This is a genomic window from Burkholderia sp. MSMB1498 (assembly GCF_001526245.1).
GTDB classification, from domain to species: Bacteria; Pseudomonadota; Gammaproteobacteria; order Burkholderiales; family Burkholderiaceae; genus Burkholderia; species Burkholderia savannae.
The window spans coordinates 1-13,524 of the sequence record NZ_LOYJ01000032.1 but is presented as its reverse complement, the minus strand read 5'-3'; the positions used below and the strand labels follow the sequence as shown (position 1 = coordinate 13,524).

Sequence of the window (13,524 nt, the reverse complement as noted above, 5' to 3'; positions counted from 1 at the left end):
CCTGTGGCGTCGATCCCCATGCCTATCTGCTGCACGTGCTGACCGAATTGCCGCAGCGCGCACCGGATGCCGATATTAGCGACCTGCTACCGTTCAACTTCGCTCGACAGCAAGCCGTTACCGGGTAACTCCGATCGCTACCGCGCTGGGCCGAAGTATTGGTCCCACTGTTCCGAATCGGGATCGAGTCGGCGCACAATCGCGTCGTCTGCCCGCGCGATCAACCGTTCCAGCATCTGGCGCTTCGTTACCGAGTAACGGCGAGCTAACCGCGTCAGAGCAAGATACGCTTCCGTGCTCACCCACATATCCAGACGTCGATCACCGTTGCCGTCCTTGCCTGCCGTCTCGCGCCTTGCCCGATAAGCCGCCTGCCGCTGCGCCGTCGTTTGCGTCATCTCGCATCTCCTTCGTTACCCGGTAACTATCGATTCGAAACATGTTACCCGGTAACACGTCACCTAACGACGTGTGGCGGATTTAGCGCTTACGACCGGATCGCGATGCAGGTAGACCTTCAGCCCTTCGTCGAACCGGAACACGGCAGCCTCCCGAGCATCTGGATCACCGTGGCCAGCTCATCGACGCTCGCCTCGCCAAGATCAAATTCGACACCATTCGACAGGCGCACATGTAACGAGAGCGCCATCGACGACGTGTCCGGTGGCAGTACAGGGGAAACGGCCGGCACTGTCGATGGCGCGGTGACGACAGGAACAAATGCCTGCGCTTCACTCACCGGAACACGACGCGCCGGGCCGGGGATGTCGATCGATACGCCGTCTATCACCAGCGGGTCCGGTCTCGTTGGTGTTTGCAGCGTATGCTGCTGATGGCGCGAAATCCAGCGGCGCAACTGGTTCGGATTGACGTCATGGTCCATGGCCGCCCGGGCGATCGATACCCCCGGCTTCAGGCAAGACTCGACCAGCTCCCGCACGGCATCTTCATCAAATTCCCGCCGGCCATCCCGTCTGCGGCCAACCACCAGTCTGCTTCGAAGGTCCTGTTTCTCTGTCATCACGGTCTGAGTGCATGTGTCCACGCGGACACTTAGCTTCTGACCTTCTGCCATCCATTGGTAGGGCGTCGTTTATTGACGGCTTACACTGAACCGCACATCTCCGTCCGTCAACTCTCGCCGCTACGGTACGAATCTCACGCTTACCCATGACCAACAGGAGGTTCGAATTGTTTGAGTACCGCCAAGTCCTTGTCCGCATGCGGCAAGGCGGCTCCGATCGCAACATCGCGCGCGGCAGCTTGATGGGGCGCAAGAAGCTGACGACCGTGCGCCGCGAGGCTGAAGCGCGTAGTTGGCTGGATCCGGTGCAGCCGCTGCCGGACGACGCTACGATCGCGGGCGTCTTCGGGCGCACGCCGCACCTGCCGCGCACCTGCGCGTCGACGGTTGAGCCATATCGCGAACAGGTCCGCGAATGGCTTGCCGCCAGCGTACAGGGCACCACGATCCATGCCGCCCTTCAATGCAATCATGGCTACGCCGGCAGCTATTGCGCCGTGAAGCGCATGCTGCGCCATCTGGCTGCCGAGCGCGGCGCGGCCACCACCACGGTTCCGTCAGCCGCCCCTCAATTCATGCATGCGCGACTCCAGAAGCTGGTTGACTTCCCCCAATTTGTCGAGCACGCTCATGGCGGCGTTTAACGCTTCCTCGCTGTTCCCTTCGGTCGCCATTCTTTCGGTCATCCGACAGAGATCCTGCGCTTGGGTAGCACCAGCCATTGAAGCTACAGTAATCAGCAGATGAGCGGCCTGGCGAATCGTTTCGAGATCGCATCCTTCGATAGCGGTGCGCAAACGGTCTAACTCAACAGAACTCGTTGACAATGCTGCCTCAAGAACTTCGCACTCCAATATCGGGTCGCCGAGCTGACGAACTGCTAGCCACATTGAATCATGCAACAGTATTTCTTTACCCCTCGTCTCGTTGCACTGTTCTAGCTTGTCCGATGTGCCGCCCCTAGGCGCTAGTGCATCGTACAAAGCAGTAGCTAAGCAATGCAAATCCAACGGTTTGAGATGGCACGCATTCATGCCGCTTTCCCGAGCTAGGTCTAACATGTCGGGTTGAATATTTGCCGTATAACCGACTATGACAGTCACCTCCCGACGATATTCGTTCAATGCTTCGCATTGTCGTATTCTCCGTGCCAGATCGTACCCAGTCAACCCAGGCATATAGCAGTCCGTGATCAACACATCAATTCGTTCGCGCTGCCACACATCAACGGCTTGATCCCCCGATTCGCAGCAGATAGTCTCGAATCCAAGGAATTGCAGCTGACGAGATAGGACAATTCGATTCGCCGAATTGTCATCGACTACGAGTGCTCTTCTGCCGTTAAAATAACCTGCGCCTGACCATTCCTCCACATTGATCTGATCGACCTGGGAATCCCCGTTCTCATCGGCTTGCGACAATGTAAGTGCGACCTGTATCACCGTGCCGAGCCCTTCGTGGCTATCGATTGTCAGTTTCCCTCCCATTAGCTCAACCAATCGATGGCAAATCGATAGACCCAGCCCTGTCCCGCCATAGTTCGATGCAATACTCGCGTCGGCTTGAAAGAAGGGCTCGATTATCTGAGACAGTGATTTTGGCCCAATCCCAATCCCAGTATCGGCCACCTCTATCAGAACGCTTGTCGTTTCGCCGTCGGTTTGCTGAATGCTGACCCGAAGTGTGACGCTACCGCGCTGGGTGAACTTGATGGCATTCGATAGTAAATTACCGATTACCTGCCGAAGTCTGACTGGATCGGCAATGAGCTTCCCAGGAGTCGGAGCTATATTCTCGAATAATGAAATATTATTCTTATGGGCGAGCGGCCTGAAGATGGCTGCAACACTGGAAGCAAGCGCGCAAACGTCAGTGGGCTCATTAAGCAATACAAGCTTTCCTGCCTCAATCTTAGAAAAATCTAAAATCTGGTCGATTATTGACAGCAATGCTCGCGCTGACTCATATGCAGCAGATAGATCCTGGCCGTCAACAAGATTTTGTTCCTTTCTCAACTCCAGCACACCCAGAATTGCATTCATTGGGGTGCGGACTTCATGGCTCATCATTGCGAGAAATTCCGACTTCGCCTGATTGGCGCGTACCGCATTGTCCCTGGCATCCTGTAGCGAGCGCTGCAAATTACCCCGCTCGGTAACATCGGCCCAGCCGCTCAGCAGCCCTGCCAGTTGACCGCGATGACTGTAAAATGGCACGACCCAGAATCGTACATCGATTTGTCGGCCTAATAACTGGAGGCGTTCGTCCGCAAATTTCTGACTTTTTTCGCGGAGGGCTTCATTGAATAGGTCACTTATCCAGCCAGCATTATCCTCGCTAAATACTCCAATTTCACCAATCGTTAGGCCTACCGGTTTTTGATTTTCTCCTGCGACTTCTTTGAACGCTTGGTTGCAATCGCGCAAACGACACTCGAGATCCCATCGCATTACCGGAGCGGGCATGCTGTCCAGTAATGTGGTTTGAAGGGCTATTTGATCTTTCAGGACCGTCTCTGCGCGGCGCCGCCGATTAACGTGGTAAGCGAGGATAATTCCAAAGACTAGAAATATTGAAGCCACCATAGCGACGGCCGTGACGATCAGGTGATAATAGTGGCGTACCCGCCTAAAGGCAGAGCCGGGGAGAATGGCGGTGTGCCAGTTGTCTCGGATGTTGTTAAGTTCAACTTCGCGGGTACCGTGCAAAACTTTGGTTAGCATAGATGCCAGTTCTGGCGAGCTCTTAGGAATGCCAAATCGGATCTGCATCAAGTCGCTGTAATTCAGGGTGTTAATAATGACCAATTTGCGATAAAAATCTTGCTCGATCAGGTAGCGAGCCGATGCCATGTTGACGATTGCGATGTCCGATTTTTTATCATTCAATGAACGCAACGCATTGTATTCGGTCGATAACGATATCAGCGATGCGCCTGCGGACATAAGTTGTGCCGAAATTTTCTTCGGCAAGTCTTCCGGCACGGCTATCGAGCAACCTCGTAGCGCTTCCAGCGTGCAGCGGCCCTGATATGCATTGCGGCCGACGAGTGCGAATCCGCCCCAAAAGTATGGATACGTCGATATATATCCGTCATGTACCATTTGTGCACCGACAAGTGGCTCTATGATTACGATCGACGGATTTAGTGACGGATCGCGTCCATTGACCGGCTTAAACGTCACCCCGATTTGTCGACCGATATAACCCAGCATGTCCACGGTTAGTCCGGACAACCGACCTTCCTGATCGCGAAAGAGAAAAGGCAGCACTTCTCGACTTACATCGTAATAGATGATCGGATGATTAAGACTCCAGCGCCGCTCCTGTTCCGTAAATGAAATCAGTGGATTAAGTGCTACGTAGGTTGGTCGCCCCTCCCATCTGAGACGTATGTCCTCGATGAGATCTGCGTCGGCGAGACTTATTACCCGGTTTGTGAGATTCCGCAGTGGGGCACTGTCTGTCGCAAAAGCAAAGCGAAAGCCAGTGATCGGCGCTGGTACGAGATATCGGATCCGGAGATTCGAAAGCTGTAGTCTATTAATGAGAAATATACATTCAGTGACATTGCCCACAAAGCGATCTGCTCGTCCGAAAGCCACGTCCTTGATGCCTTGTTCGGTGGAGTCGGTAGGCACTATGTTGCTACTGCCGTAGGCTTTCTCCATCCACGTTTTGGAGACCACACTAGGCATGTAGGCGATGCGGTTCTTGCCCGACTCGGAAAGTTCGTAGCTGGAGCTATCGCTTCGCTCGACTACCGCATTACGCGCAGGAAAATAGCTTTCGCTGAGCAGTAATCGACCTTTGTTCGTATTGCGCGCTTTCGCCAAGTAGACCGTCGTAACCATGTCGATCTCACCGTTACGCAGTCCCTTGAACATTTCACTTTGATTTGCGTATTCGTGAAGATCTATTCCGGAACCTGTCGTGCTGCGGAGCATATCTAGATAATCAGCTGTGATGCCGACGTACCATCGACCAGAATCCACTAAATCGAAAGGCACCATGCCATTTGGAACAATTCCCACTCGAATGCGCTGACCATGCTGTCTCAGCCAAGTCGCTTGATCGCCAGAGGGCTTGATTGCGGGTAGCGAACGCTCGAGATGAACGAGCTCAAGATGGGGTGCTGCATGCGCTGTACGAGTGAACAGTCCGCATATCAGGATAACAGCGGCAAAATAGGCCAACAGATGCCTAAACCATCGGCCTTGAAATCTCGTGAACACGATCTCCAAATCTCCCATGGCGAGTAGGGCTAAGATGACGAGAGGCGTTGTTGAATAGATCGAGCGGAAGGACGAAGTAGCCGCCATGTTCGCGATCTCAGGCAATGCGAACGGGTTGCGGGCATGCGAGGTCCGCCATGCGGTTCAGCACACCCACGCGGATAGCGACCTCGCTCGTCTGCGAGTCGGTGCGCCGTGCCCACACGCGGTTACCGGTGAGCATCTTCAGGTGATACATCGCATTCTCCAAGGGGGGCTATGTGTTTCGTCAAGCGGTAGAGACTGACTTGGGTTGGTAAATGGTGCCGTCGCGCAGCATGGCGAACAGGACGTCACAGCGTCGCCGCGCCAGCGCGATGAGCGCTTGGTTGCGGCGCTTGCCCCGCTGGATCTTGCGCGCGTAATGCGCCCGCGAGACGGGGTTTCGTAAGGTTGCGAAGGCGGAGAAGAGCAAGGCGCGCTTAAGCACCTTGTTGCGACGTCTGGATGGATGTTCACCTCGGATGGACGAGCCTGAGCGCCGGGTGACTGGGGCAAGGCCAGCGTAGGCCGCCAAGTGTGCAGCCGATGCGAAGGCTTTCTGGGCGACTTCGGTCAGGAGTCTGGCGGCAGTCCTGACGCCGACTTCCGGCATGCTGGCCAGGACCGGCCAAAGAGGGTGAGCAAGCACCAGCCGCTCAACATCGGTAGCGATTTCGTCACGCTGCTTGCGCAAGGCGGCGAGTTGCTGGGCCAGGCGGGGCATGACGATGGTGGCAGCCTGCGTGTCGAGCACGATCACGGCTTGCTCGTTCAGCGTTTGAACGATTTCGGCCGCCAGGTTTTTGCCCATGCGCGGTGCGAGCTTGGTCAGACGGTTGGCGAGCGTCTTCTTGCCGGCAGCAGCAAGCGCAGCGGGCGACGGATAGCGCTCAAGCAAATCGAGCACTGCCGGATGGTCGAGCCGCAGTCCGAGAACTCGCTCGGGCGCCGGGTGGATCTGGGTAAGCAGGCCGCGAATGCGGTTGCTGGTTTGTGTGACTTGGGCGGCGAGATCGTCATCGAAGCCGCACAGCATGGTGAGTTCGGCGAGTTGCTCGTCAGCCAGTCGAAGCGAGCGCAGCGTATGTGGCATCGAGCGTTCGGCTTCGGCAATAATCGCGGCCTCGCGGGCATCGGTCTTGGCTTCACCTGCATGCAGATCGGCGATGCAGCGCATGGCCAGTCCCGGCAGATAGGCGACGAGTATGCCTTCAGCGCTAGCGACGGCCACTGGAAGCGCTCCGATAGTGGAGGGCTGATCGACGACGAACGGCAGTCGAACGTGAGTCTTGAGCTCGGCGATGAGGGCTCGCAGCTTGACCTTGTCGTTGGGCAGTGCCTTGTTGTACCGACGCCTGCCGCTCCGATCGAGTGTGACGGCGTGATTCCGGCCTTTACCGACATCGACGCCGACGAAGACATCGACGGCATCACGTTGTTGTGTGTATTGCATCGCAGTTTGTGCAAAGTGAACGGATTGGCCTGCAACAACGGTGGCAAGTCTCGGCATCCACGTTACGGACGGCGACGGGATATCCCGCCCCCCCCAATCAGCGATCACAGCCGCCCACCAGGCCCGGATAATGATTGCGACTGGGGCGGGAATCATGCCGGGCCTAGCTGGCCAAAACCCCGAATTATCGGGGCGTGAAGATAGTAATGGGATGGTAGCCGCCGCCCTTCTTCTATTCGCGGTGGCCGACTCGGGCGATCGCATCGACCGCATCGTTGCGCCACGTCGTGCTCGCGGGCAAATGAGCGGCGCCTTCGCTCGACGGAACCGGGGGCGCTGCGCGCGGCAATGGCGGCATTTGGAGCCATAGGCCCCATCAACGACGATGACATCAAGTTGCTCGTCGTCCGGGATTTGGTCGAGTAGTTCGGCTAGGACGTTGCCCTCTGCAACGTCCTGGTGCGTCATCGGCGCGGCACGCACCTGGGCGGTGCTCGAGTCGAGCGCGGGATGCACCTCGCGCCACGCGCGACGCTTCGAATAGCCATGCTGGCGCACCTTCCATTCGCCTTCACTGTAGACCTTCACGCCCGTGCTGTCGACCATCAGATGGATCGGTTCGCCGTCATGGACGATCGGCAGTTGGACCTCAAGCGCTTGCACGCGGCGACACAGCGTTGTGTAGTTGAGCATAGGAAAGGTGGCGCAGGCTGTGTGCGAAGCCTTGCTGCGCGCACAGCGGCGGGCGCAACAAGATCTTGAGGCCCAGCAACGCCTGGATCAGTCCGTTGCTGTTGAGGCGCGGGTGCCCACACTTCGACTTGGCGCCGGGCGTGCGCGGAGGTGCGACTTCATCGATCCACATCGTGGCGTTACCTCGGTTGATTAGGCTGGCGTTTCAGGTCGCCCGGCCCTGACGTGGTAGCGCGGCTTCGGCCGCGATCTTGCTGCTGTCCCTGCGCATCTTCTCGGCAAAATCGAGAATCTATGCAGGAGTCCGAATTGCTAACAGGTACACCTAGGCTGTTGTTGTGCGTAAACGTTAACGCCGCTAACACGCTTCGTAGCTGACGGATTTATGCAAGGCGGCTTGCTGCATGCGGGCTCTGAACTTGCCGGGTGATTCCTATCCAATTTATGGCTGCATCGGGATGCAAAAAATCCATTGAGCAATCGACCCTATATGATATGATTGGCCGACGCAAACGCCGCCAAATCAACCAGATTGGAAATGCCAAGCTTGACAATTATCTTCGACTTGTGCGTGCTGACTGTCTTGTGACTGATATTGAGGATCGCCGCAATTTCCTGATTGGAGTGCCCCCTCGCAAGATAGCGAAGAACGGAGACTTCCCTGGTCGATAACCTCGCCATCGCAGGCGGTCCCACGACTGATCCATGCGCGTGGGCGTCTGGAAAACAGTTGAAACCAGACAGAGTGGCCTGGATCGCGCTTAGCAAGCGCGATGTCCCTTCTGTCTTCGGTACATAGCCGTTCCCTCCCGTTTGCTGCACGCTCATTGATGCAACACCGGCAGGTTGCCCAGACACTACAAGTACGCGCGTGTAGGTGTCCGTTTTCCGGATCCGTGCGAGCAGATCGAGCCCATTCAGATTTGGAATGTCCAGATCGATGATTACCAAGTCGGGGGCGCAACGCTTGTATTCATGCCATGCGCTCGTGCCATCACTGCATGTCGCGACAACCTCTAGCATCGGATTCTTTGACAATATCGCCCTCAAGGCCAATATGAAGGCTGGGTGATCATCGACCAACATCACTTTTTTGATGGGTTCCATTCTGCTTAGCCTTCGATTTTGTTGGGCAACTACATAATTAATCTTGATGGGATAATCGCAAACGATATTTCATTGTATTTATTTATCGATGAGATGAATTTCGTTCGACGAGCGAACAAGGTCGTGCGATATTTTAATGCTGCACACAATGTCGTTGTGTGTCAATGCAATTGAGTTGATTTAGTGAGCAGTTTCACCTTCGCGACGCATACTTGCAATGACAGATTGCTTTCATTTCTGGCGAGTTCGAATCAAAGCTGTTCCACATCAAAAGATCAGTCTTTCTTGGTTGACACATCTGATCTGATCAGTTCTGCAAAGCTGCTCCGCAGCTTTGTCACGTTGACGGAGCACACTCGCCAAGCCGACATCCACCGGTAACCGAGGCGCGGAACCTCCTGCGCGGCCGCAATCGGTCGCTCGCCCAGGTTCCGATCCTTTTCCGGTTGTTTGAGCATATAGATTGCTATCCGGCGACTCGGTCCGAGATAGCGACATACGTTGCGATAGCCCTCGCTGAGACGGGCTTCCAGCGCTTTGCGCCGGCCCGTTGGAGTGCTCATTTTTTTCGGCTAAATTCTTACAGTCCGTCGATGACACGCCTGGATCAGCTGCCAGCCATCGAAACGCCGATCCATCAGATACGGTGCCATGGGCAGGCTATGTGTCGAGTTCGTTGTGATGCGATGCAGTCGCTTGCAGACCGGACGCGGCCCTGACGCTGCAAACTACGCCGAACGCGTTCAGCGTTTACCGGTCGACCCTGGACTCGCCATTGCCGCAAGATGTGCGCACGGCCATAGCTGCCCGACTCGGCCGGTGGATAGCAGCCAATTCGGCGTCCAGGGCCGCGTTGGCTTGCGCTCTGGTGCTGGGTGGGCGAACGCGCCACTGGCAATGTCCGCTGCGAGAAAAACTCAGAATCTGGCATAACCGGATGACGTTGTACTGGTCGCGGCGCTCGTCAGCGCGAATTCCGAAAAATATTACAATGCATTTAATGCACTGGACGCTGCGAGCAACGTCATCAGTAATCATCTTACATATTTAAAAAAATATCGTTAATCGGCCCTGAACAATTCACTTTGAACGACGACGGCGTTACGCGCCGCCCGTCATCATCAGGTTCCCGCCAATGACGCGCGCCAGAATCAGAGCGCAAAGAAGCCGCAGCTTCCTGAGGATCATCCGCAGGTTATGGCCGGCGCCGCACAGCACCGCATGAATCGCGTCGCCCAGCGCCCCTTTGAGCCAGTTCCGATCGAGCTTGCCGTCGGCCTTCATGTGGCCGATGGCCGGCTCAATGGCGCTACGGCGCCGGATCATGGCGCGCAGGCCGCGTGTAATGCCGCGCCGCAAACCCGGGTGATAGACCTGCACGCCATCGACGGCGACGCCCTTGTAGCCGCGATCGACCACGGCAATTTCCGGTTGAACGTCGCTCAGGATCGCTGCCTGTTCCAAGGCTTTGGCCAGCGTGTGTCCGTCGTACGGATTGCCCTGAACCTGCTCGCCGGCGCCCGGGCCGTCCTCGAAGGAGCCCATCCGATCACGTCGCCGGCTGATCACCGTCCGAACAGGGTGGGGAATTTTACTTCGACACTTCTGGGGAAATTACGTCCGACGTTGACACGCCGTTCGCGCGCCGCCAATTTGGTCAATGCCGCGCACGACGGGATCGAACCCTTCCTAGGGATAAACCAGTTATCATTTGTCCAACACAATCAGAGGAAGAAATATGGAAACTTACAAAGAGCTTAAAGCTCAAATGGACGCCTTAGCGGAGAAAACTGAAGCCGCCCGCGTAGCGGAGTTCCAAGCCGTCGTCGACGACATCCGTGCCAAGGTCGCGGAGAGGTGGCCTTACTCGTTCGGACAAGTTTCTGAGATTTTTAAGTGGAACGTCCGGGGCAATCATGCTGCCGATTTGATCGCAGGCAGCGTCGCGAAGTATGCCTCATCCGGCGTCTGGTCCGCCAGGCTCGAATGGGGCCGTTTCCGGTTGTACAGCTCGATGTAGTCGCCGATGGAACGGCGGGCATGGCTGACCGACTCGTAAGCCCGCAGGTAGTTGAGTAGCCCAGCGGAATCGCACCGCCAGGCCCTCCCAGAACTGTACGTGAGCCTCTCGACTCATACAGCTCCTATCGTCCAGCCGTGGCTCCGAGCGTCCAATGCGCGAACAGGGTCGGGCTGCGCGTTTTAAGACGCCGCAACCAATCCCATGCCCGCAGCTTGTGCGTGCGGAGTTTCTTGTATTTGCGCTGAGCCCAACGCACGATGAACGAATCCAGTGTACGCAACGCCCCGCGAAGCGCAGAAGGCCGGAACCGTCCGTAGTAGCGAACCCAGCCCAGAAGCACGGGCTGCGTCCATCGAGCGACTTCTACAAGTTCAAGATCATTGCGACTGTGCAGCCGCCATCGACGCATTCGCAACCGCATCGACTTGGCCGCCTTGTCGCTTACCGCAGGAGCGAAACTGACGAACAGTGCCCCGGATCGATTCAGTGAGCTCCGGGGCCGAAAGCAATAGCCCGGGAAATCAAAGCGTTGCACCGGATAGCTGCCGCGTCGGTTGTCGTCCTTGCAGTAGACGACTTTCGTCTTCTCCGGATGAAGCTGTAGTCTGCAAGCCGCAAGCCGGGCATCGAGCTCCGCTCGTAATTGCTTGGCCTGCGCCTCGCTCTTGCAATGCGAAATGACATCGTCGGCGTAACGCTCAAACAGGACGCCGGGATAGGTCCGTGACATCCATTGATCGAACGCGTAATGCAAGAACAGGGTAAGCGGCTCGGCGCGACCAGTTCCATATTCGCGCGCGCGTGGTGCATGATGTGAGAGCTTGGAGAGTTCCGTGAGGATGACGTGAGATCGTGCCCACGATCGTGGATCATCGCCCGTGAACTATCCGGCTTCATCTGGGACATCGGAACACGACTGCAGCCAGCCTGAGCATTCTCGCAGCTCCCTTATCCATTCACTGAATCCCGGAGGCTCTATTGCAGAACTGACATCTTCCACCTGATCGGTAACGCGGCACCAAGCACGATGAGGGGAATCCTCGAGATTTTTTTGTGAGCGCGCAACTGCGTGATCTCCGTTATTAAGAGCGAGGCAGCCCCGTGACGGAAAGATGAAATGCGGTAACCAGCCCGCGGATATGAGCTTGATCCATCGTCGACAAACAGCCCGTGTGCCACGTTACCCATCAGGTCGGATACGTGGACGTTCGAGATCGCGGCAGCGAGAGCGGTGCTCGTCTTACTTGCAAAAACAGGCCATATGAAAATCATTCTCCAGTGTCAGTTGGCCGATCTTGGCGTGCAACGCCTTCAGGTCCACCGGCGGCTCGCTCGACGGCATGCCTGCCGCGCCGAACACGTCCGCCGCACGCTCCTGCAATTGCCGTTTCCATTCGGTAATCTGGTTCGGGTGCACATCGAACTGGTGCGCCAGCTCCGCCAGCGTGCGCTCGCCCTTGACCGCGGCCAGCGCCACCTTCGCTTTGAACGCCGCTGAGTGCGTGCGTCGAGTTCTCTTCGTCATTTCCTCGCTTCCTTTGCCAGCATTATCGCTGCCTCAGGCCCCGGACGTTCCACTTATCCGATTGTCCGAATTTGCGCGGCCTCCTCTGTTTGCTCCGAAATGCCCACGTGCCGAATCAGCTCCGCTACCGGCATCCCTGCTTCCGCCTGTTTCAACACCGCCACAATCTGCTCGACACTGAAGCGCTTGCGTTTCATCGTACGGCTCCTTTCTTACTGGAAACTTCCGCCTAAAACTCGCTTACATGATGGCACTGTTTGCTGGGGGCCGCTCACTGAGGGGGCGCTTTCTTTTTTCCTGCCACTTGCACGTTATACGCCAATGGCGTATAGTTACCCTATGTACACGATCATCGAAGCTCCGACATTCATCCACACCGCTGAACGCATCTGGCGCGATAGCGAGCGGGAAGAATTCATCGTCTGGCTCGCGAACAACCCGCTTGCCGGCGATGTGATCCCCGGCACTGGTGGATTGCGTAAAGTCCGATGGGGCCGTAGCGGCTCCGGTAAACGCGGCGGCGCTCGGGCCATCTACTACAACGTGCTCGATAACGGCGTGATCTGGTTGATCGTCGCATACGCCAAGGCGGAATACGATAATCTGCCGACACATATCCTCAACCAACTTCGTGAGGTAATCGACAATGGATAAGGATCGCGAACAATTCCATGCGGACCTGCTACAAGGGGTCCGCGAAATGAAGGCCGGCCATGCCGGCCGCGTGACGCGCGTGGAGCCGACGGAGGCATCCGTCGCGCGCGCCAAGGTCGACATGTCGCAATCCGAATTCGCCAGCCTGCTCGGCGTTTCGGTGCGCACCTACCAGCAGTGGGAACAGGGCCGCCGCAACCCGACCGGCGCGGCGAAAACGCTGCTGCGCGTTGCCGTGCAACACCCCGAGGCGCTGAAAGACCTTCAGCCGGCTGCCTGAGTCAGTCGAGCGCGGATTTCACGAGCACGGCGAGGCGCAAATATTCGCCGACCCACTTCGGAAATTTGCCGCTGCTGCCCCATCGAGATACGGTTGTCGGATCAGGTGTCACGGGGCGGCGCTATGGAGCCCATGCGGGGTCGGCGTAATGGCGCCACAGTAGGGGCGGCGCATAGGCGCCAGCAGCATCGGGGCGAGAACGCGGTTCGAACATCAGGGCCAAGGCGGCGCGAAAATTCGGCCAGCGACCAGCCGAGCACACTAAGCGAGCGGGAGAAGTCTTGTGCTTTCATATTCGCAATATTAGCTGGATGCCGATGCGGCCCGCTGCTAGTTCACCGCATCATTGAATTGGCACCGGCCGAATCTGGTGCGAAGGATCGTCGTACTTCCACTTAATCGGCTTCGGGTTTTTGTTGTGCTCGCTGATATAGAGGTGGCCTCACTCGTTCGGACAGTTTTCTGAGATTTTTAAGTGGAACGTCCGAGGCAATCATGCTGCCGATTTG

The 13,524-nt window shown here is 56.9% G+C and carries 11 protein-coding genes and 8 pseudogenes; 5 read left to right on the top strand and 14 right to left on the bottom strand.

What is annotated here, in order from left to right; all coding sequences use genetic code 11:
- On the top strand, positions 1-128 hold a 128-nt coding region (locus WS91_RS32315), incomplete at its 5' end, for a transposase domain-containing protein (protein WP_156432299.1).
- Between the two features lie 9 nt (positions 129-137).
- Here the strand turns inward: WS91_RS32315 and WS91_RS06155 are convergent.
- Both WS91_RS06155 and WS91_RS06150 read right to left on the bottom strand, forming a co-directional pair.
- Entirely contained in the window at positions 138-398 is a 261-nt protein-coding gene (locus tag WS91_RS06155; protein WP_045598729.1) for a hypothetical protein, read from the bottom strand.
- A 119-nt stretch (positions 399-517) separates the two neighbouring features.
- On the bottom strand, positions 518-1,021 hold the full coding sequence (locus WS91_RS06150) for a transposase (RefSeq protein WP_063891769.1): 504 nt from the start codon (positions 1,019-1,021) through the stop codon (positions 518-520).
- A gap of 149 nt (positions 1,022-1,170) precedes the next feature.
- Here WS91_RS06150 and WS91_RS36700 point away from each other — a divergent pair, with 149 nt between their 5' ends.
- Positions 1,171-1,668: a hypothetical protein gene (locus WS91_RS36700; RefSeq protein WP_197419460.1), complete on the top strand. Its 498-nt coding sequence runs from the start codon at positions 1,171-1,173 to the stop codon at positions 1,666-1,668.
- Here WS91_RS36700 and WS91_RS32305 read toward each other — a convergent pair.
- The 8 genes and pseudogenes from WS91_RS32305 to WS91_RS06130 form a co-directional block, all read right to left on the bottom strand.
- Entirely contained in the window at positions 1,582-5,346 is a 3,765-nt protein-coding gene (locus tag WS91_RS32305) for an ATP-binding protein (RefSeq protein ID WP_082721454.1), read from the bottom strand. The two genes, WS91_RS36700 and WS91_RS32305, sit on opposite strands and share 87 nt — an antisense overlap.
- Before the next feature lie 10 nt (positions 5,347-5,356).
- Positions 5,357-5,506: pseudogene (locus WS91_RS35560) on the bottom strand (IS5/IS1182 family transposase); the annotation flags it as partial.
- A gap of 21 nt (positions 5,507-5,527) precedes the next feature.
- Positions 5,528-6,733, bottom strand: a complete 1,206-nt coding sequence (locus WS91_RS37200) for an IS110 family transposase (protein WP_231751987.1) — start codon at positions 6,731-6,733, stop codon at positions 5,528-5,530.
- A 235-nt stretch (positions 6,734-6,968) separates the two neighbouring features.
- Positions 6,969-7,697, bottom strand: a pseudogene (locus tag WS91_RS37195) (IS5 family transposase); the annotation flags it as partial.
- A gap of 215 nt (positions 7,698-7,912) precedes the next feature.
- Entirely contained in the window at positions 7,913-8,533 is a 621-nt protein-coding gene (locus tag WS91_RS06135; RefSeq protein WP_059579902.1) for a response regulator transcription factor, read from the bottom strand.
- A gap of 359 nt (positions 8,534-8,892) precedes the next feature.
- A pseudogene (locus WS91_RS35555) lies at positions 8,893-9,102 on the bottom strand (IS3-like element ISBcen23 family transposase); the annotation flags it as partial.
- A 30-nt stretch (positions 9,103-9,132) separates the two neighbouring features.
- A pseudogene (locus tag WS91_RS32290) lies at positions 9,133-9,499 on the bottom strand (IS3-like element ISBvi3 family transposase); the annotation flags it as partial.
- Positions 9,500-9,634: 135 nt separating this feature from the next.
- Positions 9,635-10,033: pseudogene (locus tag WS91_RS06130) on the bottom strand (IS5/IS1182 family transposase); the annotation flags it as partial.
- A gap of 238 nt (positions 10,034-10,271) precedes the next feature.
- On the opposite strand from WS91_RS06130, the gene WS91_RS38120 reads away from it, so the two are divergent.
- Positions 10,272-10,553, top strand: coding sequence for an H-NS histone family protein (locus WS91_RS38120; RefSeq protein ID WP_442854967.1), 282 nt, complete (start codon positions 10,272-10,274; stop codon positions 10,551-10,553).
- Here the strand turns inward: WS91_RS38120 and WS91_RS38115 are convergent.
- The 4 genes and pseudogenes from WS91_RS38115 to WS91_RS32275 all read right to left on the bottom strand — a co-directional run.
- Positions 10,541-10,600, bottom strand: a pseudogene (locus tag WS91_RS38115) (hypothetical protein); the annotation flags it as partial. The gene WS91_RS38120 and the pseudogene WS91_RS38115 overlap by 13 nt on opposite strands.
- A 77-nt stretch (positions 10,601-10,677) precedes the next feature.
- Positions 10,678-11,310 carry a group II intron maturase-specific domain-containing protein gene (locus tag WS91_RS32280; protein ID WP_269435329.1) on the bottom strand — a complete coding sequence of 211 codons (633 nt, stop codon included), beginning with the start codon at positions 11,308-11,310 and terminating at the stop codon, positions 10,678-10,680.
- A gap of 510 nt (positions 11,311-11,820) precedes the next feature.
- Positions 11,821-12,081 (bottom strand): annotated as a pseudogene (locus WS91_RS06120) (transposase); the annotation flags it as partial.
- A gap of 86 nt (positions 12,082-12,167) precedes the next feature.
- Positions 12,168-12,278 (bottom strand): annotated as a pseudogene (locus WS91_RS32275) (transposase); the annotation flags it as partial.
- Positions 12,279-12,420: 142 nt separating this feature from the next.
- Between WS91_RS32275 and WS91_RS06115 the strand changes: the two are divergent.
- Together WS91_RS06115 and WS91_RS06110 are read left to right on the top strand one after the other, a co-directional pair.
- Entirely contained in the window at positions 12,421-12,735 is a 315-nt protein-coding gene (locus WS91_RS06115; protein ID WP_059669937.1) for a hypothetical protein, read from the top strand.
- A complete protein-coding gene (locus tag WS91_RS06110) occupies positions 12,728-13,015 on the top strand; it encodes a helix-turn-helix domain-containing protein (RefSeq protein WP_059584076.1) in 288 nt (95 codons plus the stop codon). The genes WS91_RS06115 and WS91_RS06110 overlap by 8 nt, the downstream gene beginning before the upstream one ends.
- Positions 13,016-13,524 lie beyond the last annotated feature (509 nt).